Annotated in this window: 27 protein-coding genes; 9 read left to right on the top strand and 18 right to left on the bottom strand. The window is 68.4% G+C overall.

Going from position 1 to position 26,569, the window contains the following annotated elements:
* Positions 1-29: 29 nt before the first annotated feature.
* The 5 genes from glnL to rph all read right to left on the bottom strand — a co-directional run bounded on the left by glnL (position 30) and on the right by rph (position 5,579).
* Positions 30-1,118: a nitrogen regulation protein NR(II) gene (gene glnL / locus EV675_RS20415; RefSeq protein ID WP_130359285.1), complete on the bottom strand. Its 1,089-nt coding sequence runs from the start codon at positions 1,116-1,118 to the stop codon at positions 30-32.
* A 63-nt stretch (positions 1,119-1,181) separates the two neighbouring features.
* Positions 1,182-2,594 (bottom strand): type I glutamate--ammonia ligase, encoded by a 1,413-nt coding sequence (gene glnA, locus EV675_RS20420; RefSeq protein ID WP_130359287.1) that lies wholly within the window; start codon positions 2,592-2,594, stop codon positions 1,182-1,184.
* Positions 2,595-2,962: 368 nt separating this feature from the next.
* Entirely contained in the window at positions 2,963-4,198 is a 1,236-nt protein-coding gene (gene hemW / locus EV675_RS20425; protein ID WP_130359289.1) for a radical SAM family heme chaperone HemW, read from the bottom strand.
* A complete protein-coding gene (gene rdgB, locus EV675_RS20430) occupies positions 4,198-4,797 on the bottom strand; it encodes an RdgB/HAM1 family non-canonical purine NTP pyrophosphatase (protein WP_130359291.1) in 600 nt (199 codons plus the stop codon). Before rdgB ends, hemW begins: the two co-directional genes overlap by 1 nt.
* A 26-nt stretch (positions 4,798-4,823) precedes the next feature.
* The gene (gene rph, locus EV675_RS20435; RefSeq protein WP_130359294.1) at positions 4,824-5,579 is read right to left on the bottom strand and encodes a ribonuclease PH; all 756 of its coding nucleotides are present in this window, start codon (positions 5,577-5,579) and stop codon (positions 4,824-4,826) included.
* Between the two features lie 202 nt (positions 5,580-5,781).
* Here rph and EV675_RS20440 point away from each other — a divergent pair, with 202 nt between their 5' ends.
* The 4 genes from EV675_RS20440 (at position 5,782) to EV675_RS20455 (ending at position 9,136) form a co-directional block, all read left to right on the top strand.
* Positions 5,782-6,702 (top strand): YicC/YloC family endoribonuclease, encoded by a 921-nt coding sequence (locus EV675_RS20440; protein ID WP_130359296.1) that lies wholly within the window; start codon positions 5,782-5,784, stop codon positions 6,700-6,702.
* Between the two features lie 173 nt (positions 6,703-6,875).
* Positions 6,876-7,148 (top strand): helix-turn-helix domain-containing protein, encoded by a 273-nt coding sequence (locus EV675_RS20445; RefSeq protein ID WP_278044771.1) that lies wholly within the window; start codon positions 6,876-6,878, stop codon positions 7,146-7,148.
* Positions 7,145-8,371, top strand: coding sequence for a type II toxin-antitoxin system HipA family toxin (locus tag EV675_RS20450; RefSeq protein ID WP_130359299.1), 1,227 nt, complete (start codon positions 7,145-7,147; stop codon positions 8,369-8,371). The genes EV675_RS20445 and EV675_RS20450 overlap by 4 nt, the downstream gene beginning before the upstream one ends.
* A 183-nt stretch (positions 8,372-8,554) precedes the next feature.
* A complete protein-coding gene (locus EV675_RS20455) occupies positions 8,555-9,136 on the top strand; it encodes a nitrogen fixation protein NifQ (protein WP_130359301.1) in 582 nt (193 codons plus the stop codon).
* On the opposite strand, the gene EV675_RS20460 is transcribed toward EV675_RS20455, so the two are convergent.
* Positions 9,137-9,415, bottom strand: coding sequence for an Rdx family protein (locus EV675_RS20460; protein WP_130359303.1), 279 nt, complete (start codon positions 9,413-9,415; stop codon positions 9,137-9,139).
* 13 nt (positions 9,416-9,428) lie between these two features.
* On the bottom strand, positions 9,429-10,166 hold the full coding sequence (locus EV675_RS20465) for a uracil-DNA glycosylase family protein (RefSeq protein ID WP_242621510.1): 738 nt from the start codon (positions 10,164-10,166) through the stop codon (positions 9,429-9,431).
* Between EV675_RS20465 and EV675_RS20470 the strand changes: the two genes are divergently transcribed.
* Entirely contained in the window at positions 10,165-10,977 is an 813-nt protein-coding gene (locus tag EV675_RS20470; RefSeq protein WP_242621511.1) for a DUF72 domain-containing protein, read from the top strand. The two genes, EV675_RS20465 and EV675_RS20470, sit on opposite strands and share 2 nt — an antisense overlap.
* 13 nt (positions 10,978-10,990) lie before the next feature.
* On the opposite strand, the gene EV675_RS20475 is transcribed toward EV675_RS20470, so the two are convergent.
* Genes EV675_RS20475 through EV675_RS20480 form a run of 3 tightly spaced genes read right to left on the bottom strand, consistent with a single transcriptional unit; the run spans position 10,991 to position 13,620 of the window.
* On the bottom strand, positions 10,991-11,686 hold the full coding sequence (locus tag EV675_RS20475; RefSeq protein ID WP_242621512.1) for an SDR family NAD(P)-dependent oxidoreductase: 696 nt from the start codon (positions 11,684-11,686) through the stop codon (positions 10,991-10,993).
* Positions 11,676-12,641: a Bug family tripartite tricarboxylate transporter substrate binding protein gene (locus EV675_RS30075; protein WP_242621513.1), complete on the bottom strand. Its 966-nt coding sequence runs from the start codon at positions 12,639-12,641 to the stop codon at positions 11,676-11,678. Before EV675_RS30075 ends, EV675_RS20475 begins: the two co-directional genes overlap by 11 nt.
* 40 nt (positions 12,642-12,681) lie before the next feature.
* Complete coding sequence (locus EV675_RS20480) at positions 12,682-13,620, bottom strand: dihydrodipicolinate synthase family protein (protein WP_130359311.1); 939 nt, start codon at positions 13,618-13,620, stop codon at positions 12,682-12,684.
* A gap of 106 nt (positions 13,621-13,726) precedes the next feature.
* Between EV675_RS20480 and EV675_RS20485 the strand changes: the two genes are divergently transcribed.
* Positions 13,727-14,653, top strand: a complete 927-nt coding sequence (locus tag EV675_RS20485) for a LysR family transcriptional regulator (RefSeq protein ID WP_130359313.1) — start codon at positions 13,727-13,729, stop codon at positions 14,651-14,653.
* 4 nt (positions 14,654-14,657) lie between these two features.
* Here the strand turns inward: EV675_RS20485 and EV675_RS20490 are convergent, their stop codons facing one another.
* From EV675_RS20490 to EV675_RS20515, 6 genes are all read right to left on the bottom strand, one after another.
* A complete protein-coding gene (locus EV675_RS20490) occupies positions 14,658-14,978 on the bottom strand; it encodes a tetratricopeptide repeat protein (RefSeq protein WP_207222005.1) in 321 nt (106 codons plus the stop codon).
* A gap of 66 nt (positions 14,979-15,044) precedes the next feature.
* Positions 15,045-15,965 (bottom strand): polyphosphate kinase 2, encoded by a 921-nt coding sequence (ppk2, locus tag EV675_RS20495; RefSeq protein WP_130359317.1) that lies wholly within the window; start codon positions 15,963-15,965, stop codon positions 15,045-15,047.
* A gap of 83 nt (positions 15,966-16,048) precedes the next feature.
* A complete protein-coding gene (locus EV675_RS20500) occupies positions 16,049-17,098 on the bottom strand; it encodes a VWA domain-containing protein (RefSeq protein WP_130359319.1) in 1,050 nt (349 codons plus the stop codon).
* Between the two features lie 16 nt (positions 17,099-17,114).
* Positions 17,115-18,110: a DUF58 domain-containing protein gene (locus EV675_RS20505; RefSeq protein ID WP_130359321.1), complete on the bottom strand. Its 996-nt coding sequence runs from the start codon at positions 18,108-18,110 to the stop codon at positions 17,115-17,117.
* Positions 18,085-19,086 carry an AAA family ATPase gene (locus EV675_RS20510; protein ID WP_423213232.1) on the bottom strand — a complete coding sequence of 334 codons (1,002 nt, stop codon included), beginning with the start codon at positions 19,084-19,086 and terminating at the stop codon, positions 18,085-18,087. Before EV675_RS20510 ends, EV675_RS20505 begins: the two co-directional genes overlap by 26 nt.
* Before the next feature lie 35 nt (positions 19,087-19,121).
* Positions 19,122-20,135 carry a S1C family serine protease gene (locus EV675_RS20515; protein ID WP_130359325.1) on the bottom strand — a complete coding sequence of 338 codons (1,014 nt, stop codon included), beginning with the start codon at positions 20,133-20,135 and terminating at the stop codon, positions 19,122-19,124.
* Positions 20,136-20,374: 239 nt separating this feature from the next.
* Here EV675_RS20515 and EV675_RS20520 point away from each other — a divergent pair, with 239 nt between their 5' ends.
* Positions 20,375-21,445: a VWA domain-containing protein gene (locus tag EV675_RS20520; RefSeq protein WP_130359327.1), complete on the top strand. Its 1,071-nt coding sequence runs from the start codon at positions 20,375-20,377 to the stop codon at positions 21,443-21,445.
* 75 nt (positions 21,446-21,520) lie between these two features.
* A complete protein-coding gene (locus EV675_RS20525; protein ID WP_130359328.1) occupies positions 21,521-22,903 on the top strand; it encodes a UDP-glucose dehydrogenase family protein in 1,383 nt (460 codons plus the stop codon).
* On the opposite strand, the gene EV675_RS20530 is transcribed toward EV675_RS20525, so the two are convergent.
* Positions 22,894-23,856 (bottom strand): LysR family transcriptional regulator, encoded by a 963-nt coding sequence (locus EV675_RS20530; protein ID WP_130359330.1) that lies wholly within the window; start codon positions 23,854-23,856, stop codon positions 22,894-22,896. The genes EV675_RS20525 and EV675_RS20530 overlap by 10 nt on opposite strands.
* 115 nt (positions 23,857-23,971) lie before the next feature.
* Here EV675_RS20530 and EV675_RS20535 point away from each other — a divergent pair, with 115 nt between their 5' ends.
* The gene (locus tag EV675_RS20535; protein ID WP_130359332.1) at positions 23,972-24,613 is read left to right on the top strand and encodes a DsbA family protein; all 642 of its coding nucleotides are present in this window, start codon (positions 23,972-23,974) and stop codon (positions 24,611-24,613) included.
* Positions 24,614-24,626: 13 nt separating this feature from the next.
* Here the strand turns inward: EV675_RS20535 and EV675_RS20540 are convergent, their stop codons facing one another.
* A complete protein-coding gene (locus EV675_RS20540; RefSeq protein WP_130359334.1) occupies positions 24,627-26,483 on the bottom strand; it encodes an alpha/beta hydrolase family protein in 1,857 nt (618 codons plus the stop codon).
* Positions 26,484-26,569: the final 86 nt, after the last annotated feature.

Here is a 26,569-nt window from a genome sequence, read left to right on the forward strand (position 1 = left end):
CGGGAAAAAAAATCCATCCAATTCTTCGATCAAGGTAAGGGCAACAGCAGGCGGAAATCGGTCAGGCCGGGCCGGCTGTCGCATTCGATCACACCCTCGTGCTGCTGCACGAAAGTCTGAGCCAGGGTCAATCCCAGTCCGCTGCCGCCCTCACGTCCGGACACCAGCGGGTGGAAGATCCGGTCCAGCAATTCAGGGGGAATCCCCGGGCCGTTGTCCATCACATGCAATTCCAATGCCAGCTTGAAGCGCTGCTTGGCCAGGGTGACCTGGCGCGCCACACGGGTGCGCAGCGTGATCTCGGCATCGCCGGCCGCGATACGCGGCGACAGGGCCTCGGCGGCGTTGCGCACCACGTTCAGGACGGCCTGGATCAACTGCGCCTTGTCGCCGCGGAACTCGGGAATCGCCGCGTCGTAGTCGCGCACGATGCGCAGCCCGTTCGGATATTCGGCCAGCACCAGCGACCGCACGCGCTCGCAGACCTCGTGGATGTTGACGTCGCCGACGATGCGCGGCGCGCGATGCGGCACCAGCAGGCGATCCACCAGGGTCTGGAGGCGGTCGGCCTCCTGGATGATGACCTGGGTGTATTCGATCAGGGCGGGATCGGACAACTCGGCTTCCAGCAGCTGCGCCGCGCCGCGCAGCCCGCCCAGGGGGTTCTTGATCTCGTGCGCGAGATTGCGCAGCAGTTCGCGATTGGCCTGCGCCTGTTCCAGCAGGCGCTCCTCGCGGTCTACCTTCAGCTGCTGCTCGATCTCGCGCAGCTCGATCAGCGCCGGCCACGGCTGGCCGTCCAGCGCGACCACGGTTACCGATACCTGGGTCGGCTCGCGTCCCAGGCGGTCGATCTCCAGTATCTGCCGCTTGTCGGCGAACAGGTGCTGGCGGGCCTCTTCCAGCGACTGGCGCAACTGCTCGCCGTCGCGGAACAGGTCGCCGGCCTTGACCGCGTACAGCTGCCGCACCGAGACCTCGAACAAGTCCTCGGCCGGCGCGTTGGCGTAGCGGATCAGGCCGTCGTCGTCGATGACGAGGATGGCGCTGGACAGCAGCTCGAACGCGGCGAAGGCGTCGACCGGATATGGGGAAGGATCTGGAAGCAAATGAGTCATGGCCAATAAAAACGGGGCGTTCGAACGCCCCGTTTTCCTGTCTGACGACTGATCAGGTCCTGATCAGAGGCCGTAGTACATGTCGAACTCGACGGGGTGGGTCGTGGCGCGGAAACGCGTGACTTCGTCCATCTTCAGGGTGATGTAGGCATCGATCATGGCGTTGCTGAACACACCGCCGCGCGTCAGGAACTCGCGATCCTTGTCGAGCGCTTCCAGGGCCTGGTCGAGCGACGAGCACACGGTCGGGATCTTCGCGTCTTCCTCGGGCGGCAGGTCGTACAGGTTCTTGTCGGCCGGATCGCCAGGGTGGATCTTGTTCATCACGCCGTCCAGGCCGGCCATCATCAGGGCCGAGAACGCCAGGTACGGGTTGGCCAGCGGATCCGGGAAGCGCGTCTCGATGCGGCGGCCCTTCGGGTTGGCCACGTACGGGATGCGGATCGAGGCCGAGCGGTTGCGGGCCGAATAGGCCAGCTTGACCGGAGCTTCGAAGTGCGGAACCAGGCGCTTGTACGAGTTCGTGCCGGGGTTGGTGATGGCGTTCAGCGCGCGGGCGTGCTTGATGATGCCGCCGATGTAGTACAGCGCGAATTCGGACAGGCCGGCGTAGCCGTTGCCCGCGAACAGGTTCTGGCCGTCCTTCCAGATGGACTGGTGGACGTGCATGCCGGAGCCGTTGTCGCCGACGACGGGCTTGGGCATGAAGGTGGCGGTCTTGCCGTAGGCGGCGGCCACGTTCCAGATCGTGTACTTCATGATCTGGTTCCAGTCGGCGCGCTGCACCAGGGTCGAGAACTTGGTGCCGATTTCCAGCTGGCCGGGGCCCGCCACTTCGTGGTGGTGCACTTCGACCGGCACGCCCTGCTGTTCCAGCAGCAGGCACATTTCCGAACGCAGGTCCTGGAAGGAATCGGTGGGCGGGACGGGGAAGTAGCCGCCCTTGACCGAGGGACGGTGGGCCAGGTTGCCGCCGTCGTACTCGATGCCGGTGGACCACGAGGCTTCTTCCGACTTGATCTTGACGAAGCAGCCGGACATGTCGACGTTCCAGGTCACGCCGTCGAACACGAAGAATTCGGGCTCGGGACCGAAGTAGGCGGTATCGCCCAGGCCCGAGGACTTCAGGTAGGCTTCGGCGCGCTTGGCCAGCGAGCGGGGATCGCGGTCATAGCCCTTCATGTCGGAAGGCTCGACCACGTCGCAGGTCATGATCAGGGTCGATTCCTCGCGGAACGGATCCATGCGGGCGGTCGAGGGCTCGGGAATCAGCAGCATGTCCGAGGCTTCGATGCCCTTCCAGCCGGCGATCGAGGAGCCGTCGAAAGCGTGGCCCGTTTCGAACTTGTCTTCGTCCACGGTGTGGGACGGCACCGACACGTGCTGTTCCTTGCCACGCGTATCGGTGAAACGGTAGTCAACGAACTTGACCTCGTTGTCCGCAATCATCTTGAGGACGTCTTTGGGCGTTGCCATTAGGGCTCCTGATAGTCTCGTAACCGCCTCCGGCTCCCGGAGGCTCAAGCGTTCTCGATAATGCACACAGCGCGACCGGAAGCGATCTGGGCGCTGGACGGTTGCGCATCAAGTTAAGCAGTTTCCGTGCCAACACTGACCCGTACCGCCTTCCGGCCCGCTTGCGCAGGACGGCGCGGCATTCTCGCACATTGGCGGGCGGAAGAAGATGTCCGGCCACGCACCACCATGAAGCAAACCCGGCGCGACGATTCCCCATATTGGTGCCTTACGGGAAATCAGACCCATTTTGCACCAAAAAAGTGCATTAGTGCTGTGCGATGGCGCGGCGCGCACGTTTACGGGCAATGGGCCGTTTTTCCGTCAGCTCAAAGAAACAGGCTTTGCAGGTCGTTCAGGAAACGCCGGCCCAGCGCCGTCGCGCGGATGCGGGTCGGATCCTCGTCCAGCAGGCCCCGCTCCACGGCGCGGGCAAGCGGCCGGGCGATGGTGGCCAGATTCAGGCCGGTGCGTTCGGCGAAGCTGGCCGCCGGCACGCCATCGGCCAGCCGCAGCGCGTTCAGCATGAATTCGAAGGGCAGTTCGTCGGGCCCCACCAGCCGCGATTCGGCCAGGTGCGTCGCGCCGGCCGCCGGCTCCAGCAGCGCATCCATCCAGGACTGGGGATTGCGCACGCGCGCCTCGCGCAGGATGCGGTCGTGGAAGGACAACTTGCCGTGGGCGCCCGGGCCGATGCCGAGATAGTCGCCGAATTCCCAATAGTTCAGGTTGTGGCGGCAGCGGGCCCCGGGCCGGGCATAGGCCGATATCTCGTAGTGGTCGTATCCCGCCCCCGCCAGCCGCGCCTCGATGCGGTCCTGCATCTCGAAGGCCGTGTCGTCGTCGGGCAGTTCCGGCGGATACTTGGCGAAGACCGTGTTCGGTTCCAGCGTCAGGTGATACAGGGACAGGTGTTCCGTGCCGAAGGACAGCGCAGTCTCGACATCGTCCAGGCAGCCGTCCAGGGTCTGCCCCGGCAGCGCGAACATCAGGTCCAGGTTGATCCGCTCGATGTGGCGCTGGGCGATGGCGATGGCCTCGCGCGCGGCCCGGCCGTCGTGGATGCGGCCCAGCGCGCGCAGGCGGTCGTCGTCGAAGCTCTGTATGCCCAGCGAGATGCGGTTGACCCCGCTGGCCGCGAAGTCGGCGAAGCGCGCGGCCTCGACCGTGCCGGGGTTGGCCTCCATCGTGATCTCGGCGTCGGGCAGCAGCGGCAGGCGCGAGCGCAGCAGCGCCAGCATGGCGTCCATCGTGGCGGCCGACAACAGGCTCGGAGTTCCGCCACCGATGAAGACCGACACCACCTTGCGCCCCCATACCTGCGGCAGGCTCTGGTCGAGATCGGCGGTCAGCGCCTGCAGGTAGCGGTCCTCCGGCAGCTCGCCCTGTGCCGCATGCGAATTGAAATCGCAATATGGGCACTTGCGCACGCACCAGGGCACGTGCACGTATACCGACAACGGCGGCAGGCTGGTCAGCAGGCTGGGACCGGGCGCGAACGGCATGGCCGCGCGCGCCGCGGGCGCCCCCTGCCCCGCCGGCCGGATCGCGATGGAGCGGGCCATCAGAACGTATCCAGCTTGTCCATCAGCACCGCCAGCGCCTGGGCGCGGTGACTGATGCGGTTCTTCTCGTCGGCCGACAGCTCGGCCGCCGTGCGGCCCAGGCCGGGCAGCAGGAAATGCGGATCGTAGCCGAAGCCGCCGGCGCCGCGCGGCTGCTCGATGATCTCGCCCCGCCAGAGGCCCTCGCCGATCAGCGGCTGGGGGTCGTCGGCCGAACGCACCAGCACCAGCGCGGCGTAATAGTAGGCCCGGCGGTCGGCCGCGCCGCGCAGGCGCTCGACCACCAGTGCGTTGTTGGCGGCATCGGACTTCTCGCCGCCGCTGCGCGCCGCGTAGCGCGCCGAATAGACGCCGGGTTCGCCGCCCAGCGCCGTCACGCACACCCCGGAATCGTCGGCCAGCGCGGGCAGGCCGGTCAGTTGGCTGGCATGCCGCGCCTTGGCCAACGCGTTCTCGATGAACGTGACGTGGGGTTCTTCCGCCTCGGGCACGCCCAGGCTGCCCTGGGGCACGAGCTCGAAGCCGCGCGGCGCCAGCAGCGACGAGAACTCGCGCAGCTTGCCCGCGTTGTTGGATGCCAGGACCAGTTTTCTTGCCATCGTCGTTCGCTCCGGTCGCGCCGACATCAGCGACCCGGATACGGTTGTGCCAGCGCCTCGCGCTGCAGGCGCACGAGATCGGCGATGCCGGCCTCGGCCAGGCCCAGCAGCGCATCCATTTCCTGGCGCGAGAACGGCACGCCCTCGGCCGTGCCCTGCACCTCCACATAGGCGCCGCTGCCCGTCATCACGACGTTCATGTCGGTCTCGCACTGCGAATCCTCGGCATAGTCCAGGTCCAGCACCGGCTGCCCTTGATGGATGCCCACCGATACCGCGGCCACGTGGTCGCGAATGGGCGAGGCGGCCAGGGCGCCGCGCGCCACCAGCAGCGCGATCGCGTCGCTGGCCGCGACGAAGGCCCCGGTGATGCTGGCCGTGCGCGTGCCGCCGTCGGCCTGGATCACGTCGCAATCCAGGTGCAGCGTGCGCTCGCCGAGTTTTTCCAGGTCGAACACCGCGCGCAGGCTGCGGCCGATCAGGCGCTGGATTTCCTGCGTGCGGCCGGTCTGCTTGCCCTTGGCCGCCTCGCGGCCGCCGCGCGTATGGGTGGCGCGCGGCAGCATGCCGTACTCGGCCGTGACCCAGCCCTGCCCCATGCCCTTCAGGAACGGCGGCACCTTGTCCTCGACGCTGGCGGTACAGATCACCTGCGTGTCGCCGAAGCTCACCAGCACCGACCCTTCGGCATAGCGGGTGTAGCCGCGTTGCAGGGACACGGGGCGCAGCGAATCGAGGCCGCGGCCGGACGGCCGGGCGAATGCGGAAGGGGCAATGCTCATGAAAAACTCCAGATCGGCGGGCGGACCGGCGCGCCGGCGCCCAGGACGCATGGGCCGCGCCGCGGCGGCCGGATGCGGACATTGTACGGGCAAGGCCCCACGAATCCCGTCGTGCGATTTATCATGCTCGCTCATGCCGACAAACGCACCGGCCCTGTCGCCGTGCTCGTCGGCCTCGCCCACATCCTGACAGGCCTTCGCCATGATCCGTAGCATGACCGCCTTTGGCGCCGCGCGCGCCGACACCGACCACGGTTCGGTGTCCATCGAACTGCGCAGCGTCAACAGCCGCTTCCTCGACCTCCATTTCCGCATGCCGGACGAATTGCGCGCACTGGAATCGCCGCTGCGCGAGCTGCTGACCAAGGCCGTGGCGCGCGGCAAGATCGAGGTACGCGCCTCCATCCAGCGCCGCCTCAGCACCGACCCCGAATCCATCAACGTCGCCGCCCTGGAACAGGCCGCCACGCTGTTCCGCAAGGTCCAGGCCGTGCTCCCTGATGTCCAGCCGCCGCGCCTGTCCGAACTCTTGTCCTGGCCAGGCGTGCAGGCGGCCGAGGAATCGGAAGACACCTGGCGCGAGGCCGCCCTGCGCGCCGCCGCCGAGGCCCTGACCCAGATGCAGGAAGCGCGCGACCGCGAAGGCGAACGCCTGGCCGCCATGATCGCCGACCGCGCCGACTCGGTCGCGGCCATCGTGGGAGAGGTCGAGCAGCGCATGCCCCAGCTCGTCCAGGAATACCGCGAACGGCTCGCGCGCAAGCTGCGCGACACGGTCGAGGCCGCCTTCCCCGGCGGCTTCCAGAACATCCGCGGCGAGGAACTGTCCGAACGCCTGGCCCATGAAGCCACCCTGTTCGGCCTGCGCATCGACGTGGCCGAGGAACTGTCGCGCCTGCATTCGCACCTGGCCGAGCTCAGGCAACTGATCGGCAAGGGCGGCGCGGGCAAGAAGGCCGACAAGGGCAGCGCCGGCAAGCGGCTGGACTTCCTGTTCCAGGAAATGAACCGCGAGGCCAATACGCTGGGGTCCAAGGCCGGCGGGCTGGAAGTGACGCGGGCGGCGATGGATCTGAAGCTGCTGATCGAGCAGATGCGGGAGCAGGCGCAGAATATCGAGTGAGCACATGGGGCGCGGCTGATTCAGTCCACTGCCCTGTGGGCAATCGCGATACAGCGCGCCTCCTGATGGCCACGCCCTATAAAAACCATTAAAATGGCTTTTGTATATATTTTTATGACATAAAAGTCATAATAATGGTACTTAATCTAGCTCCGTCTGGCGAAATACTTCAGGTGCTGGGCCAACGCGTGCGTGCGCAGCGGTTGGCCCAGGGGTTGCCACAGCGCGAGCTGGCGCAGATGGCGGGTCTTTCCTTGGGCGCACTGCGCAAGCTTGAAAGTAGCGGCCAGTCCTCGCTGGAGACCTTGGTTCGCACGGTGCAGGCGCTCGGACTGGTCAATGAGCTGGAGGATTTGTTCATACTCAAGCGCCAGTCCATCGCCCAGATGGAAAAAGCCGAAGCAGCCAGCCAGCGGCAGCGAGCCAGCCGCCGGAAAAGCACATGAAACGCCTGGCCGTCCACTACTGCGGCTGGGGCGAGGACCTGCCACTGGGCTTGCTCGCCGACGATGGCACCACGCTCCTGTTCGAATATGCGCCCGAGGCGCTGGCGCAAGGGCTGGAACTGTCACCGCTGCACCTCAAGCTGCGTGCCACCGCCTACGGCGACTTCCCCCCCCATCTGCTCCGCCTGCCAGGCCTGATCGCCGACAGCCTGCCCGATGGCTGGGGCCTGCTGCTGATGGACCGGCTGTTCCGCCAGCAGGGCCTGCGCCATCCCGGCCCGCTGGATCGCCTGGCCTTCATCGGGGATCGCGCCATGGGTGCCCTGCGCTTCGTGCCGGCTGCACAGTTTGATGCCGAGGAGCCAGACTGGAACCTGCTGGCCTTAGCCAAGGAAAACGAGCGCGCCCTGGCCGGTGAAGCAGGAGTCGCCTTGCGCGAGCTGGCGTTGACGGGGGGCTCCCCACAAGGCGCACGGCCCAAGGCGCTCGTACAATACGACACAGGATCCGGCCACGTCAGCACGCGCGGCGACGCTTCAGGCGAACCCTGGCTGGTGAAATTCCCCGCCCTGGGCGAACACAAAGAGGTCTGCGTCATCGAGCAGATGTATGCCGAACTCGCTCGCGACTGCGGGCTGGAGATGCCTGCCAGTGCGTGGTTCGATCTATCGTCCAAACTAGCCGCCTTCGGCGTGGCACGCTTCGATCGCGAACAAGGCTTGCGCGTGCCGGTGCACAGCCTGGCGGGTCTGCTGCAGGTGGACTTCCGCCTTCCCGGCAGCGCGGACTACACCGCCCTCCTGCGCGCCACACGCCTGCTGACCCGCGACGAGCGCGAGGTGGAGAAGGCTTACGCGCGGGCCGTCTTCAACGTGCTGTTTCACAACCGCGACGACCACCCGAAGAACTTTGCCTGGCGCCTCGGGCGGGATCGGCGTTGGCGGCTGGCCCCGGCCTTCGACCTGACCTTCAGCGAAGGCCCCATGGGCCAGCACCACATGGATGTCTGCGGCGAAGGCCGTGCCGTGAAACGAAGCCATCTGCTGCGCCTGGCCTCGGAGGGTGGCGTGGCGGCGAAGGCGGCCGAGGTCACCATTGACCGGATGCTGGCGCAGGCGGCGACCTTCTCTGAACGTGCGACGGCGTATCCGATCCGACGAAAGACGGTGCAGTTGATGAAAGCATCGATCCACGACTGCCAAGAGAAACTCATGCGGGGGTGATGAATGCTGAGGGGACTGCAGGACCGCCCCATCCCACCTCGGGGCCCCTGAATAAAGGCTGCCCTACCGTGAACCGCATTGAGCAAAGCTTTCCAGGAGTAGCATTGTTCGCCAAGACCCCGTAGCCGTTAATGCCACGGCACGCCGTCGCGACTTCCGCCCCTTTCCATCGGAGCAAATGCCTTGCTCGACCGGCCCAACACCCAGCCCGGGCACGCTGACCCCGCCGCCCGCGGCGCCCAGCTCGCCGCCTTCGCCGCGCACCCGGACGCATTCGACGCACGCCTCTTCGCCCGCCTGCTGGCCGCCCGCGAAGTCCGGCGCGAACTGCCCCTGCTGGGGCTGCCGCAGGAGACACTACGGGAACTCTACGCCCGCTGGTTTCCGGGTGCGCCCCTTCCCCCGCTGCCGGCGCACCCTGAAGCCTGCACCACGTTCACGGCCAACCTGCGCACCCACATGCTGGCCTGGCGCAACCCCGCGCTTCCCGCCGCCGACGTCGCCTGCCTGGCGACGATCATCGCCCATGCCTGTCTGCGGCCCGATCACCTGTGGCGCGACCTGGGGCTGGCCGGGCGCGACGACGTCACGCGCGCGCTGCACCGCTACTTCCCGGGGCTGCCCGAGCGCAACACGGGCGACATGCGCTGGAAGAAATTCCTGGCGTACGACCTGGCGGTCACGCGCGGGGAAACGCCGCAACCGGCACCAGGCTGTCCGGGCTGCGAGGAATACGGGCGCTGCTTCCCGAAACGCCTGCGCTAGCTAGGACCGGTCGACGTGCCCGAGGTCGCGCCCCGGGTCCAGCCGGTCGCGCACGCGCTGCTTGAGTACCTTCGCATCCGGGAAGCCGCCATCGGTCTTGCGGTCCCAGATCAGTTCATCGTCGTAGCGGATCTGGAACACCCCGCCCGTGCCGGGCACCAGCGCGACCTGCCCCAGGTCCGTGCCGAAAGTGGACAGCAGTTCCTGCGCCATCCACGCCGCGCGCAGCAGCCACAGGCATTGTGTGCAATAGGTGATCGAAATCGCGGGTCCGTTCATGGCAAGACCTCCATCAGGCCGGCAGCAGCGCATCCAGCCGGGCTTTCAGCAGCCGGGGGAAATGCGGCCGCCAGCGGGCATTGGCGGGCGAAGGATGCGGCAAGGGGTGCAGGCGCAGGACCCGTTCGCGGCCTTGCGCGCGCAGGGGCACGGCAACGCTGGATTCGTACTTGTCCTCGCGCCGCCAGAATTCGCGGACAGCGGCCAGTTCCTCGCCCGCCAGGCCGATGCTGAACCATTCGAAGGCTTCGTTGCCCAGGGTGACGACATCGCCGCCGCGCCACTGCGCCGACAAGATATGCTGGATCAATGGCTGGAAACGCTGCCGCACCGCCGGCGACCACGCCTTGTTGTGCAAGGGCTTGTAGGGCACGGTGCTGATCCAGAAGCAGCCCGCGCCGACGCGCAGGCCTTCGTCGAACGAATACGGCACGTCGGGCGCCAGGTGGCGGTGCAGTTCGGCGCGCAGCAACTGGCCGGAGCTGCCCACGAAGGGCTGCCCGTGCCGGACTTCGTCCGCGCCCGGGTCGCGGCCGAAGAAGCACAATGGCGCATCGGCAGGCCCCAGACCTAGAATAGGAACGAGCGGATCGCGGCCGGCGGCGGCATAGGCCTCGCCGTCGATGCGATCGAGGCCGGCGGCCAGGCGGCGGAAAGCGGCAAGTTGTTCGGCGTCCAGGGGCATGGCGAAGCGAAACGAAAACCGGAACGGCATTGTAGGGTCGGCCGGTGCGATGGAGAAGCGGCTCATGAGCAAGGCGACAGGCGTGTCTTCCGTACGCGTGGGCATAGGCGGCTGGGTGTTCGAACCCTGGCGCGGCAACTTCTATCCCGAGGGCCTCGTGCAAAGCCGGGAGCTGGAATACGCCAGCCGCCACGTGACCTCCATCGAGATCAACGGCACGTTCTATGGGACGCAGAAGCCGGCCAGCTTCGCGCGCTGGCACGACGAGACGCCCGAGCATTTCGTCTTCGCGCTGAAGGGTCCGCGCTTCGCCACCAACCGTCGCGTGCTGGCCGAGGCCGGCCCCTCCATCGACAAGTTCCTGGCCAGCGGCCTCGTGGAACTGAAGGACAAGCTCGGCCCCATCAACTGGCAGTTCCCGCCCACCAAGAAGTTCGACCCCGAGGACTTCGCGGCCTTCCTGGCGCTGCTGCCTCCGGAATACGAAGGCCGGCCGCTGCGCCACGCGGTGGAGGTGCGGCACGAGAGCTTCGCGGTGCCGGCCTTCGTCGAACTGCTGCGCCGGCACGAGGTCGCGGCGATCGTGGCCGACAAGGACGGCGTGCCGCACCTGCACGACGTGACGGCGCCCTTCGTCTACGTCCGGTTGCAGGGCGCGCGCGAAGACCGCAAGCTGGGCTACGCGCCGGCCGATCTCGATGCCTGGGCCGAACGCGCCCGGACATGGGCCGGCGGCAAGGCGCCGGCCGACCTGCCCTGCCTGGCCGCCTCGCCGGCCAAGGCCGCGCGGGGACGCGAGGTGTTCGTCTACATGATCAACGGTTTCAAGCCCAAGGCCCCCGCCGCGGCCATGGCCTTGATCGAACGGCTGGGTTGATCCCGGTCATCGCTCACCCGGACAACGACGCGCCGCCGCAGACCTGGATGTCCTGCCCGGTGATGGCCGCGGCGGCATCCGACAGCAGGAAGCCCACCAGCGCCGCCACCTCGGCCGGCTCGATCAGGCGCCCTCGCGGCGGCAGGCGCGGCGCGCTGGCGGCGCGGCCCGGGTCGTCCAGCATGGCCGTGCGCGTGGCCGCGGGCGACACCACGTTCACCGTCACGCCCCGTGCCGCCACCTCGGCCGCCCAACTGCGCCCCATGGCCACCAGCGCGGCCTTGACCGCGGCATATTGACTGCGCCCCGCCATGCCGCGGGATACGCGGCTGCCGATCAGCACCACCCGCCCCCGGCCGCGAGCCGCCATGGCCGGCACCATGCCGTCGGCGAGCTGGCTGCCCGCGGCCACGTGCAGCCGCCACATCGACTCGAAGTCGGCGCCGTCCAGGCTGCCCAGCGGCGCGGTCCGCATGATGCCCGCCGCGTGGACCAGCGCATCGCAGTCCAGCACACCGGGCAGCGCGCCGGCGATGGCGTTGGCATCCGCGAGGTCGACCGGCCGGCCTTCGAAGCGTGGGTGATCCAGGGTAGCCGCCGCGCGGTCCAGTCCGACGACCCGCCAGCCCTGTTCCAGCAGCGCGGCCGCCACCGCGCGGCCGATGCCCGCGCTGCTGCCCGTCACGGCGGCGCGGCGTTCATTCCGCACGGATGTTGCCCTCGACGATGATCTTCTTCGACCGCGCCATGTCCTCCTGCTGGAAGCGCGCGAAGTCCTCGATGGAACCGGCCTTGAGCACCAGTCCCTGCTGCTCCAGCTTTTCGCGCATGCCGGCCTCCAGCGCCTTGTTGACTTCGGCGTTGAGCTTGTGGGCGATGTCCATGGGCAACCGGGCCGGGCCCCACAGGCCGTACCAGCTGTAGAACTCATAGCCCGGCACGGTCTCGCCCACGGTGGGCACCTCGGGCAGCGTGGGCACGCGCGAACGCGACGTGACGGCCAGGATCTTGAGCATGCCGCCCTTGTAGTACGACATGGCCCCCAGGATGGGATCGATGAAGCCGGAGATCTGCCCGCCCACCAGATCCTGGTAGGCCGGCGCGGACCCCTTGTACGGCACGATCAGGTAGTTCATCTGCCCCGCCCGGCGCAGCAGCTCGGTGGCGAGCTGGCCCGCCGATCCGGTGGAGCCGACCGCGAAGCTGAGCTTGCCCGGATTCTGCCTGGCGTAGTCCAGCAGACCCTTGATGTCGTTGAACGGCAGCGACTTGTTCACGGCCACCGACAGGGGCGCCTGGGCCACCAGCGAAATAGGCTGGAAGTCCTTGTCCATGTCGAAGGGAGCGGTCTTCATGGTCATCGGCGTGGTAGTCACCGTGGACGCATTGAACATCAGCGTGTAGCCGTCGGGCGGCGCCTTGGCGACGGCCGCCGCCCCGATCATGCCGTTGCCGCCGGCCCGGTTTTCCACCACGAAGGACTGGCCGGTCTGCTCGCTCAGGCGCTGCGCCAGTTGCCGCCCCACCGTGTCCAGCGTGCCGCCGGGCGGGAACGGGATGATGATGCGCACTTCGCGGGCGGGATACGGCTGCGCCGATACGCCGCCGGCCACGCACAAGGCCGCGGCCGCCAGCCCGGCGGCAAGAAAGGGTCTGCGTTGCATGCTTGTCTCCGTTTTATTTTGAATCGGGTCGCGTTCGGGCTCAGCGCCGCAGCAGTCCGGCCTGCTCCACCGCCGCGCGCAATGCCGCCATTTCCCGGGCATCGGGCGCCTCGGTAGGCGGACGGACGGTCGCGTCGTCCAGCACGCCGGCCAGATACATGCCGGCCTTCATGCGCGCATGGGCCTCGCCCGTGGGTTCGCCGCCGCCATACACGGCATCCTTGAGCGGCGTAATGACGGCCTGGATCCGCTGGGCGCGCTTCAGGTCGCCTTCCTGCACCGCCCGCCACAAGTCGCCGATCAGTTGCGGAATGAAGGTGGCGAAGCCTACCAGCGCGCCGTCCACGCCCTGCACCATGGAAGCCAGCAGGTATTCGTCGTGGCAGGTCAGGATGGCCTTGCCGGCGTCGGCGTCGCGGATGGCCTGGATGTCGCGCGCGTACTTGTTCATGTCGCGCTGCCCGACCTTGAAGGCCTGCACGTACGGCAGCCGGGCCAGGTCCGCCAGCAGGGCCGAGGAATACGCCGCGCGCGTCCAGGCGGGATACACATGGCAGACCAGGTCGGCGCCCGGCGCCGCGCGGTGGATGGCGTCAAAGTATTGCAGGGCATGGCCGGACGTGAAGCCGAAGCGCAGCCAGTGGTGCGGCGGCATCACGTCCAGCCCGGCCGCGCCCGCCTCGACGGCGGCGCGCGCGTGCTCGGCGGCCTCGGACAGGCCTTCGCAGACGATGGAGGAGATCACCGGCAGCCGGCCGCGCAGTTCGTCGGCGACGATGCGGGTCACGGTGGCCCGCTCGGCCGGCGTCAGCGAAAAGACCTCGCCGGTGTGGCCGTTGGTCATGACCGCGACCACGCCGTCGTGGCCGGCCAGCCAGGAGGCCAGCTTGCGCAGGGCGGGTTCGTCGATGCGGTGATCCGGGGTGAAGGGGCAGGCGATCGCGGGGATGATGCCGCGATAGTTGGCAATGGCAGGCAAGTGGGTCTCCATGAGGCTGCGGTGAGTAGAATCCATCATTGCCGGCCGCCCGCGCGGCGTCCAATACTCGAAATGCATACAACTATCGCGGAGACGACACCCCACGATGGGACCGGACAATCGCCCCCTGGACCTGGAATGGCTGGAAGATTTCGTCGCGCTGGCCGACAGCGGCAACTTCTCGCGCGCGGCCGAGGCCCGCGCCATCGCGCAGCCGGCGTTCAGCCGGCACATACGCGCGCTGGAGGAATGGGTGGGCGCCGACCTTGTCGACCGCGGCGCGCACCCTGCCACGCTGACTCCGGCCGGCCGGCGCCTTCTGCCCCTGGTCGAAGACGTGCTGGCCCGGCTGGTGGCCGCCCGCATCAAAGCCCGCATGGCCCATGACCAGAGCGTCGCCAGCCTGCGCATCGCGGTCACGCACGCCCTGTCCCTGTCTTTCCTGCCCGGGTGGCTGGCGCGCCTGGAAGCCAGCCTGCAGCTGGGTGCGGTCGAGATGATGTCCGAGGGCACGGCCGCCTGCGAAGAACTCATGCTCCAGCGCAAGGTCCAGTTCCTGCTGTGCCACGCGCACCCCGCGCTTCCCGGCCGGCTGGAGGAAGCCGCCTATCCGGTGGTGCGGCTGGCCGACGATGCGCTCGTCCCCGTCTGCGCCCCCACGCCTTCGGGTATCCCCCGCCACGACCTGCGGCGGGATGAACCCATCCCGCTGCTGGCCTATGGCGAGGCCTCGGGGCTGGGCCGCATCCTGCGCGCCGGGCTGGGCGCGGCGGCGCGCGACCCCAGGCTGCATCCGGTGTTCACCGCGCCGCACGCCCTGCTGCTGGAAGCCCTGGCCCTGGAAGGCCGGGGCGTGGCCTGGCTGCCGCGCAGCCTGGCGGCGCCGGCGCTGGCCCACGGACGGCTGGTGGAGGCCGGCGATGCCTCGTGGCAGGTCGCCACCGAGATCCGCCTGTACCGCCAGCACGTGGACATGGCGCCGGCCGCCGAATCGCTGTGGCAACTCGCGCGGCTGGGCGACACGCCGGCCTAGGGCCTCAAGGCTGCCGCTTCTTGTCCAGCCGCCGCAGCTGCACCTGCATTTCCTTGACCGCCTGCACGCTGCCCTTGGCCGAAGCGGCCGCTATGCCCTCGCCCCAGGCGGCGCGCGCCTCGTCCTCGCGCCCCAGCGCCAGCAGCGCCTTGCCGAGCTGCTTCCACGCGGCGGCGTAGCCGGCATCCAGTTCGACCGCGCGCCGCAGGTGTTCGGCGGCCGAGGCGGCATCGTCCTCTTCCAGGTAGAGGTTGCCCAGCGTGAACCGCAGCAGCGCGTTGTCGCGGCCGGCGGCGATCATCTTCAGGAAATTGTTCTTGTCCATGGCCTTTGCATTCATCGGCCCCAGGGAGCCGTCAAGGCCAGGATAGCGCGAACGGTGCGCCGACGCTCAGTAGCGCTCGGGCACCATCATGGTGTCGGGCACCGGCCGCCGGATGTAGTCCTCGTGGCGCACGCGCTGGGGCAGTTCGATGTGGGAATGGGGGATGTCGTGATAGGGAACCAGGCTGAGCAGGTGATCGATGCAGTTCAGCCGCGCCTTCTTCTTGTCCACGGCCTGCACCACCCACCACGGCGCCTCGTCGATGTGCGTGCGCTCGAGCATGATCTCCTTGGCGCGCGTGTAGTCCTCCCAGCGGCGGCGCGACTCCAGGTCCATGGGGCTCAGTTTCCACTGCTTCAGCGGATCGTGGATGCGCCCCAGGAAGCGCAGGTGCTGCTCGTCGTCGGTGATCGAGAACCAGTACTTGACCAGCTGTATGCCCGAGCGGACCAGCATTCTTTCGAACTCGGGCACCGAGCGGAAGAATTCCTCGTACTCGTCGTCATTGCAGAAGCCCATCACCCGCTCGACGCCGGCGCGGTTGTACCAGCTGCGGTCGAACAGCACGATCTCGCCCGCGGCGGGCAGGTGCGGCACGTAGCGCTGGAAATACCACTGCGTGCGTTCGCGGTCGTTGGGCGCGGGCAGCGCGGCCACGCGGCACACGCGGGGATTCAGGCGCTGGGTGATGCGCTTGATCACGCCGCCCTTTCCCGCTGCGTCGCGGCCCTCGAAGATGATGACCACCTTGTGGCGCGTATGCACGACCCAGTCCTGCAGCTTGACGAGCTCGGCCTGGAGCCGGAACAGTTCCCGGAAGTACCGGCGCCGTGCGTCGCGGTCCTCTTCCACGCGGGCCGGCTGGCCCTGGGCGTCCCACTCGCGGTCCTCGAATTCGATCTCCAGCTCTTCGTCGTAACTGTCGATCAGGTCGCGGTGGATGCGGCGCATCAGTTCTTCGTGGTCGGGAATCGGCTGGTAGCTCATGGGGGGCGCTTGGAAAGGTCGGGCCAACACCTCTTTTTGCTACACGGACATGACATGGTCATGACACCGCGCCCGTCCCGCGCCTATTGCACCCGGCCGAACCACCACAGCGACAGCAGCCCCGACAGCACCGCCAGCAAGGCGCCCAGCGCGGTGAACAGCGCCGTGACCTCGACCACGTCGCGCTTGTCGAACGCCAGGCGCGCGCTGAGCGAGCGATATACCTTCCTGAGCTCGCCCGCGTCCTGGGCCTGGAAATACTGCGCGCCGGTCATGTCGGCCACCTTCTTGAGCACGTCCTCGTCCAGCCGCACGCGCATGGACCAGCCGTCGGTCGTCAGCGTCGTGCCCTCGGGCGTTCCTATCCCCACCGTGAATATCCGCACGCCGTACGCCGCCGCGACCTCGGCCGCCTTCAGCGCATCGGGTCCCGTGTTGTTCTGGCCGTCGGACAGCAGCACGATGGCGCCCGACGGATACGAGCCGGGGACCGCCCCGTCGCCCAGGCCCGCCGCGGCCAGGTCGACGGGCGCCGGCCGGGCGCTGCCGCCGTCCAGGAAGCGCTCGACGTCGATGCCCGCGGTGGGCAGTACGGTCGCCAGCGCGATGATCAGCCCGCTGCCGAGCGCGGTGCCGCGCTGGGGCTCCAGGCGCTCGATGGCGGCGATCACGTCCTCGCGCTTGCGCGTGGGCGACTGCACCACCGCCGCCGCGCCGGCCACCGCGACCACCGACACGCTGACGTTGGCGGGCTGGCCGTCGACGAATTCCTTGGCCGCCCGCTGGGCCGCATAGATGCGGGTGGGCTTGATGTCGTCGGCGCGCATGCTGCCCGACATGTCCATGGCCAGCACCACCGTCTCCAGCCGCGACGGCAGCATCATCAGCGCCTGGGGACGGGCCATCGCGACGATGAGCGAGCACAGCCCCAGCAGCAGCAACAGCGGCGGCAGGACCCGGCGCAGCCGGGACGGCCTGGCGCTCGCGCCCACGACGTCCAGCGCGGGATAGCGCAGGGCCATGCCGCGGCGCAGGCGGTCCAGCCGCCAATAGCAGAACGCCAGCGGCGGTACCAGCACCAGCAGCCACAGCATCTTGGGCCACAGGAAACTCAGGGCGGGCAGGTTCTCCATGCAGATGCGTCCCGGTTCAGATGTCTCGGGCCCAGGGCCCGTTCAGTCCACCCACGAGCTGGCTGCGCCGGCGGCGCAGCCGCATGAAATGCAGCAGCGCCCGGTCCAGCCGCTCGTCGGTGGCGAGTTCCAGGCAGTCCACGCCCGCCTCCGCCAGGGCCTTGCGCAGCGCCGTCTCGCGCTCGGCGGCGGCGGCGGAAAAACGCCGGCGAAAGCCCGGGTCGTGGGTATCGACGAAAAGCTGTTCGCCGGTCTCGGCATCCTGCAGCACCACCAGGCCCAGATCGGGCAAGGCCTGCTCCAGCGGGTCGTACAGGCGCACCGCGACGACCTCGTGGCGCTGGGCCAGCACGCCCAGCGTCTGCTCCCAGCCCGGGGCGCTGATGAAGTCCGAGACCACGAACACTACCGAGCGCCTGCCGATGGCCGACAAAGAACGTTCCAGCAGGTCGCCCAGCCGCGTCTCGCCCGACTTGCCGTCGGCCCGCAGCGCGCCGATGCGATCCAGCACATGCAGCACGTGGCGCCGGCCGGTGCGGGCGGGAATCGCGCCCTCGCCCTGGCCGCCGTACAGGACCGCGCCCACGCGGTTGCCGTAGCGCGTCAGCAGCCGCGCGAGCACGGCCACGAAGCTGGTCAGCACCGCCCGCTTGCGCACCCCGGCCGAACCGAAATCGACCGAACCCGACAGGTCCAGCAGGAACCACGCGGAGACCTCGCGATCCTCCTGGAATTCGCGCACGTGCGGCGATTGCAGGCGCGCCGTGACGTTCCAGTCGATGTGGCGCACGTCGTCGCCGGCCTGGTACTCGCGCAGGTCCGCCAGGTCCAGGCCGAAGCCCCGGAACAAGGTCCGATAGTCGCCCTGCAGCGCGCCGTCCAGCCGGCGGATGACGGTCCATTCCAGGCGGCGCAGCAGTTCCTCGGCGTCGCCCCTGGGCGGGGCCGACGCGACCGCCGCGTCGTTGGCCGGCTCGGCCGGCCGCTTACTGAACCGCCGCAACCCGAACATGCGAATCCAATGGCCGCTCCGGGGCCGGCAAGGTCTGGAGGATGCGCGTGATGATCTGATCGGACCCCAGTCCGTCGGACAGCGCCTCGTACGACAGCACCAGCCGGTGCCGCAGCACGTCGGGAATCAGGTCCACCAGGTCCTCGGGCAGCGCATAGTGGCGCCCGCGCAGGAAGGCAAGCGCGCGCGCGCCTTCGACCAGGTTGATGGTGGCGCGCGGGCTCGCGCCGAAGGTCAGGTAGCGCGACAGGTCGGACAGCCCGTATGCCTCGGGCCGGCGCGTGGCGGCCACCACCTTCACCGCGTACTGCACGAGGCCGGGATCGACATACACCTTGCGGCATTCCGCCTGCAGCTGCGTGAGCTGCTCGGTGACCGCGACCGGCTGCACCTGCACCGGCGGTCCCGTGACCCGGTCGACGATGACGAACTCCTCTTCCTCGCTGGGATAACCGACGATGACCTTCATCATGAAACGGTCGACCTGCGCCTCGGGCAAGGGATAGGTGCCCTCGGTCTCGATCGGGTTCTGCGTCGCCATCACCAGGAAGGGCGACGGCACCTTGTGGGTCTCGCCGGCGATGGTGACCTGCCGCTCCTGCATGACTTCCAGCAGCGCGCTCTGCACCTTGGCCGGGGCGCGGTTGATCTCGTCGGCCAGCAGCAGGTTGGCGAAGACCGGCCCCAGCACCGTGGAGAAATCCCCGGTGCGCTGGTTGTACATGCGCGTACCCACCAGGTCCGCCGGCAACAGGTCCGGCGTGAACTGGATGCGCTTGAACGTGCCTCGCAGGGTCTTGGCCAGCGTGTTGACCGTCAGCGTCTTGGCCAGGCCCGGCACGCCTTCCACCAGCAGGTGCCCCTGGGCCAGGATGGCCACCAGCACCCGTTCCAGGAAGTGGTCCTGCCCCACCACCACGCGCTTGACCTCGTACAGCAGCCGTTCCATCAGGTTGGCGCTGTCTACGGCACTCATGGGCTTGTCGTTCATAGGCGTCCTGTCGTGGTGAGTCAGAAGGGAGGCATGCCGACCGCGCTGCCGGCGCTTTCTATCGTGGTGGCGAAGCCGATGCCGACGAAGGTCCCGGCATTGGTGGGATTGAGGATGGCGGTGACGATGCCGACGACCTCGCCGTTCATGTTCACCAACGGTCCGCCGGAGTTGCCGGGGTTGGCCGCGGCGTCGAACTGGATCAGCCGCGTCAGCACGTGCCGCCCCTCGGCGGAAACGAATTCGCGGTTCAGGCCCGAGACCACGCCGGACGACACCGACGGCCCGATGCCGAACGGAAAACCCACCGCCACGACCTCGTCGCCCGGCGACAGGTCCAGGCTGGACCCCAGCGTGGCGGCCGGCAGGTCGTCGGGCACGGACTTGGCGCGGATCACGGCCAGGTCCTTGTCCGGCTGGATGGCGACCACGTCGGCATCGGCCTCGTAGCCGTCGAAGAAGGTGACCTTCAGGCGCTTGGAGCCCGAGATGACGTGGAAGTTGGTCAGGATCACGCCGCTGTCGACGATGACCACGCCCGAGCCTATGCTGCCTTCATGCCTGGGCGCGTTGCCTTCCTCGTTCCTGGCCGTCTGCCTGTCCTTGCCCTTGCCCTTGGACTTGCCGCCCGCCTTGGGCTTGGCGGGCGGCGTGGCCGGCTTGGCCCGCTTGCCGCCATCGTCGTCCGCGTCTTCCTCGTCGCCGTAGCCGCGTATCTGCACCACCGACTGGCGCACGGCCTCGGCCGCCTTGGCCGGCCGCGACGGCAGCGTCTTGTTCTGCAAGGTGTGCAGCACCGCCGAATCGATGTCGTCCTGGGTCAGCGGTCTTTGTTGAGGTTGCAACAAAACGAAAACCAGGCCGCCCGCGATGGCGAGCAGGGCCAGACCGAAAAAGGCGGAGCGGTGTCTGGCCGTCCAGTCCCGAAGACGTTTCGGCCATCCCGGACGACGCGCGGCATCGGCCTCGTCCTTCGGCGCTGCGTCGACCGAAGGGGGCCTGGCGGTCCTGCTGTATAGGGCAACCCGTTTCATCACTACCGTCCAGCTTGGCGTTCTTCACGGAATGCGGTCGCGCGTCCAGGGCGCGGCCCGGAATCCCTTGGGGTATTCAGGGCTGACAACCCGGACCGCCCCCGGTTCAATCGAACGAGGGCCCGGCCAAAATAAGGTAACACTTAAACGACGACCATGGGCAGATACCTTTACCGCCGCAAGGGTTCGTGGGCATACTAAAGACAACGTTGCACACTCCTGCGCGCCAAGGAGCACTCATGCGGTTTCTCTGGCCCGATCTTCTCTGGCTGCAGCTCCTCGTTCCCCTGCTCGTAGCCCTCTACCTGTACGCGCTTGCCCGCCGCAAGAAGGCGGCCATCCGCTATGCCAGCCTGAGCCTGGCCAAGGTCGCCATCGGCCCCGGCCAGCGGCTGCGGCGCCACATCCCGCCGCTGCTGTTCCTGCTGGCGATGTCGGCGGCGCTGCTGGCCTGCGCGCGTCCCACCGCCACCGTCACCCTGCCCTCGGACAGCCTGACCGTAGTCCTGGCCGTGGACGTCTCGCGCAGCATGCAGGCCGCCGACATCGCCCCCAACCGGCTGGTGGCCGCGCAGATGGCGGCCAAACGCTTCATCTCCGAACTGCCGTCCAATGTGCGGCTGGGCATCGTCTCGTTCGCCGGCACCGCCGCGGTCGTGCAGACGCCCACGGACAACCGGCAGGACATGGTCGAAGCCATCGACCGCTTCCAGCTGCAGCGCGCCACCGCCACCGGCAGCGGACTGATCCTGGCCTTGTCCATGCTGTTCCCCGACGACGGCATCGACCTGGAATCGGTCATCTTCGAGACACCGTCCATCCGCGCGGGGCGGCGCGCGGTCCCGCTCGACCAGGCGGGCGCGGCCGAGGCGGCCAGGAAAAAGCAAAAGACCTTGCAGCCGGTGCTGCCGGGTTCCTACACCTCGGGCACCATCATCCTGCTCAGCGACGGACGGCGCACCACCGGCCCGGATCCGCTGGATGCCGCGCGCATGGCCGCCGAGCGGGGCGTGCGCGTCTACACGGTGGGCTTCGGCACCCAGCAGGGCGCGCCCATCGGCGACGAGGGCTGGTCCTTCTTCGCCCGGCTGGACGAACCCACGCTGCGCACGGTCGCGCAGATGACGGGCGGCGAATACTTCCTGGCCAGTTCCGAAGCGGACCTGAGTTCGGTGTACCGCAACCTCAACGCCAAGTTCTCGATGGAACGCAAGGAAACCGAACTCAGCGCCCTGCTGAGCGCCGCCGCGGTGGTCCTGCTGACCCTGGCCTGCGTGCTGTCCATGCTCTGGTTCCAGCGCAGCCGCTAGCAGCGGCCTTGTATTGCAGAGCCGTGACAGGCCTCTGTCAGCAGATTGCAATGCGCGCCCGATATAAATCGGGACATGAATCTCGCGATCATAGGGGCCGGCTACGTCGGCCTGGTTACCGGAGCCTGCCTGGCCGACGTGGGCAACCGCGTCGTCTGCGTCGAGCGCAATGCCGAACGCCTGCGTGTGCTGCGGGAAGGCGGCGTCCCCTTCTTCGAACCCGGGCTGGCCGACATGGCCGCGCACAACGCGCAGGCCGGGCGCCTCTCCTTCACCGATGACCTGCCCGCCGCGCTGCGCGATGCGGAGATCGTCTTCATCGCGGTGGGCACGCCGGCCGACGAAGACGGCTCGGCGGACCTGGGCCACGTGCTCGAGGCCAGCGCCGAACTGGGCCGATCGATCCCGCGCGACATGGTGGTCGTCGTGAAATCGACCGTGCCCGTCGGCACCTGCCACCGCGTGCAGGCCGTGATCGAGGACACCCTGCGCGAGCGCGACGCCGCCTGGCGCGTCTCGATCGTCTCCAATCCGGAATTCCTGAAGGAAGGCAGCGCGGTCGACGACTTCCAGCGCCCGGACCGCATCGTCATCGGCACCGGGGACGCCCGCGCGCTGCGGCTGATGGCGGCGCTGTATTCGCCCTACAACCGCAACCGGGACCGCCTGATCCACACCGACGTGCGCTCGGCCGAGTTCACGAAGTACGCGTCCAACGTCATGCTGGCCACGCGCATCTCGCTGATGAACGAGCTGGCCAGGATCGCCGAGAAAGTCGGCGCGGACATCGAGGCCGTGCGCCACGGCGCCGGCGCCGACCCGCGCATCGGCCACCACTTCCTGTATGCCGGCGTGGGCTACGGCGGCTCGTGCTTTCCCAAGGACATCCAGGCGCTGGCCCGGCTGGCGGCCGACCACGGCGAATCCACGCCGCTGCTCGACAGCGTGCAGCGGGTGAACGAGGAACAGAAGCGCGTCATGGCGGCCAAGATACGGCAGCACCTCGGCCCTTCGCTGCAAGGCCGCTGCATCGCGCTGTGGGGCCTGGCCTTCAAGCCCAACACCGACGACGTCCGCGAGGCGCCCAGCCTGGCGCTGGTGCGCGAACTGGTGGCCGGCGGCGCGACCGTGCGCGCGTACGATCCGGTCGCCGCCGAGAACGCCCGCCGCGCCATCGATCATCCCGGCCTGGTCATCGCCCCCAGCGCGCAGGCGGCCTGCGAAGGCGCCGACGTGCTGGCGGTGGTCACCGAATGGCGCGAGTTCAAGTCGCCCGATTTCCGGGGGCTGGCCGGCCAGCTCAAGTCGCGCGCGATCTTCGACGGCCGCAACCTGTACGATCCCGAGTACGTGGAAAGCTGCGGCCTGGCCTACTACGGCATCGGCCGCGGCGGCCGCCCCGCCCGCCCGGGACCGGAGGATGCCGACGCGCCCGCGGTCACGACCGGCTACTGGTGACGGCTCGCGCCGCGCCGGCCGGGCGCGGCCTGCGCGGCCAGCGTGTCCTGCAGTTCGGTGTCCCAGGCCGGCGGGTCCGAGAAACGCTGCGCCAGGAAATCGAGCAGCGTGCGCAGCGTGGGCGGCATGTGCTTGCGCGAGGTGTAGACGCCGTACAGGGTCATGTCGCGCGGCGGCGTCTCGGGCAGCAGCACCCGCAGGCGTTCTGCGCGCACCAGTTCGCCCACGGCATAGGTCGGCAGCATCGCGATCCCGGCTCCGCACACCGCCGCCTCGACCAGCGTGGTCGCCTCGTTGGAACTGATGTTCCCGCCCACCGCGACCGACACCGGCGCGCCGGCGCGGACGAAATGCCACCGGCTCTTGCCGGTGTACGAATGGGTCAGGCAATTGTGCAGGCCGAGCTCCTCCAGCCTGCCGGGCGTGCCCTGCTGGCGCAGGTAGTCGGGCGACGCGCACAGCACCGACCGGCATGCGGCCAGGCGGCGCGCGATCAGGTTGGGATCGAGGTCGTTGGTGACGCGCAGCGCGAGATCGATGCGCTCGTCGACCAGATTGACGGTGCGGTCGGCCATGACCATGTCCACCGCCACGTCGGGATAGCGGCGGGTGTAGTCGACGATGGCCGGCGCCAGGTGGGCCTGCCCGAAGGACGTGCTGGCGGTCACGCGCAGCACGCCGCGCGGCGCGCTGTCCGGGCTGGACACGGCGGCGCGCATGTCGCCTTCGAGCTCCAGCATCTGGCGGCAGCGTGCCAGCACCTCGGCGCCAGGCGGGGTCAGGCTCAGCCTGCGCGTGGTCCGGTGCAGCAGCCGGGCGCCCACCCATTCCTCCAGTTCCGCCAGATAGCGCGACACGGCCGGTCGCGACAGTTCCAGCGCCTCGGCCGCGGCGGACTGGCTGCCCCGGTCCACTACTTCGACGAATACGCGCATCGCGCTGAGTCTGTCCATGACTTGACCGGTTCCAGCAACAAATAATTCTTGATTTTACGGTTTTTACTATCGTTTTTTGTAATTATCCTGACATCTGACAAAATCCGGACGCCATGCGTCCCTTGGCCCCATCATGGAAACGACCCGGCTTCACTACATCTACGACCCCTTCTGCGGCTGGTGCTATGCCTCGGCCCCATTGATGGCGGCGGCCCGCGGACTGCTGCCCGTGACCGCGCACGGCGGCGGCATGATGGCCGGCAGCAATCGCCAGCCCGTGACCGACCGACTGCGCAACTACGTCATGCCCCATGATCGCCGCATCGCGGCCATGACCGGCCAGCCTTTCGGCCAGGCCTATTTCGACGGCCTGCTGCGCGACCACGACGCGGTGTTCGATTCCGAACCGCCCATCACCGCCATCCTGGCCGCGCTCGAGGCGGGCGGCGAAGGACGCGATCTCGATCTGCTGGCGCGCCTGCAACGCGCCCATTACGTGGAAGGCCGGCGCATCGCCGATGCCGGAGTGCTGGCCGAGATGGCGGCCGACATCGGCCTGGACCGGCCCGCCTTCGAAGCCGCCTATGCGGCGCGGGAGGGCCAGCCCACGCGCGACCACATCGCCGAAAGCCGCGCCCTGCTGGCCCATGCCGGCGGCCAGGGCTTCCCGACCTTCGCGCTGGAACGCGACGGCCGCTACCGGGTGCTGGACACCGGCCGCTACCTGGGCCGCGTGGACGAGTGGCGCGCGGCGCTGGCCGGGATGCTGGAATAAGGGACGACGGCCCCTACAGGTACCTGGCCAGGAACGCTTCCATCGCGGCATAGAACTCGAACTGGTTCTCTTCGTTGTGGAAGCCGTGTCCTTCGTTGTCCTTGACCATGTATTCGACCTCCACGCCACGCGCGCGCAGGGCGGCCACGATCTGGTCGCTCTCGTCCTTGTTGACGCGCGGATCCTTCGCCCCCTGGGCCACGAACAGCGGCGCCTTGATCCGGTCGACGAAGAAGACCGGCGATGCCGCGTGCAGCATGTCCTTGTCCCGCTCGGGATCGCCGACCATCTCGTGCATGGAATCCAGGAAAGGCTTCCAGTACGGCGGGATGGTATCCATGAACGTGAACAGATTCGACACCCCCACGTAGTCCACGGCGGCGGCATACAGGTCGGGCGTGAACGCGATGCCGGCCAGCGTGGCGTAGCCGCCGTAGCTGCCGCCATAGATGGCGATGCGCGCGGGATCGGCGATGCCTTCGCGCTTGAGCCATTCGACGCCGTCGGTGATGTCGTCCTGCATGGCCCGGCCCCACTGCCTGAACGAGGCCTCCCAGAACTTGCGCCCGTAGCCGGTGGAGCCGCGGAAATTCATCTGCAGCACGGCATAGCCCCGATTGGCCAGGAATTGCACCTCGGGGTTGTAGCCCCAGGTGTCGCGCGCCCACGGCCCGCCATGGGGATGGATGATGACCGGCAGCTTGCGCGGCGTCGCGCCCACGGGCAGCGTCAGGTAGCCGTCGATCTTCAGGCCGTCGCGCGCGGTGTAGCGCACGGGCTTCATCGGCGCCATGTCGCGTTCCAGCAGCCACGGCTGGATCTCGCCCAGCTTGGTCAGCTTGCGCGAGGCGACGTCGTACAGGTAGCGCGCGCCCTGCGTGCGATCGTTGTAGGCCGCCACGACGAAGCGGGTCTCGTCCCGCGTCTCGCTTTGCAGCGCGATCTCGTAGCCGCGCAACTGGCTTTCCAGGTCGGCGTAGATCTCGGCGGTGGCCGCATCCAGCACCTGGCGCTGCGGCTTCCAGGTCACGTAGCCGATCTCGGTCAGCACCTTGCGCTGGTGCGAATAGGCCAGCCCCGAGACGTCGACCTCGGGGTGCTCGAATATCAGCGCGCCCTCGCGGGCGGTGTGCGGGTCGAATTCGAACAGCGCGGCCTTGTCGCGGCCGCGGTTCGAGCTGACGTAGATGCGCTTGTTGTCGAACGTGAAGAACAGCGGCGCGACGGTTTCCTTGAAATCCGTGGTCAGGATGGGGCGGAATTCCTCGGCCTCGGTGTCGCGATAGAGCAAGGTGTTGTTGACCCCGTCCGTGGCCACCGCCAGCCGCAGCCGGCCATCGTGGTCCGTGGCCCAGCCGGTGATGTTGCCGGGGTTCTGCGCGATCAGCTCCTCCCTGCCGGTGGCCACCTCGACGCGGAACACGTCGAACACCTGGGAGTCCCGCCGGTTGTGCGACAACAGCACGTGGGCATCGTCGTCGATCAGGTCGTCCACCACGTCGGCGCGCACGCCATCGTAGGGCGTGAGGTCGGTCGGCGCGGACGCGCCGTCCAGCGGCACCGACAGCAGGTGGAAGTTCTCGTCGCCGCCGAAGTCCTTGATGTACAGGATGTGGCCCGGCCCCTTCCAGAAGAAGCCGCCCACGTCGCGCTCGGCCTCGCCGGTCAGCGCCCGCGCCGGACCGGTGGGAACGCCTTGTTCATCCAATGCCTGCACGTGCACGTTCTGCCGGCCCTGGGCGGGCGCCAGGAAGGCCAGGTGGCGGCCGTCGGGCGAGATGCGATAGCTGGAACGTTCCGGCTTCCGGAAAAAATCGCGCACGTCGTAGCGCTTGACGAGCCGTATGGCGGGGGTGGAAGTCGAGGTCATGGCGCGATCCGCGATGGAAGGAAGGGAATGACCGGAAAACATAGCACAGCGAGGTGCCGCCATCGGGCCGGTCCGGCCTTTGCAGC

Source organism: Pigmentiphaga kullae (assembly GCF_004216695.1).
Lineage (GTDB): Bacteria > Pseudomonadota > Gammaproteobacteria > Burkholderiales > Burkholderiaceae_B > Pigmentiphaga > Pigmentiphaga kullae.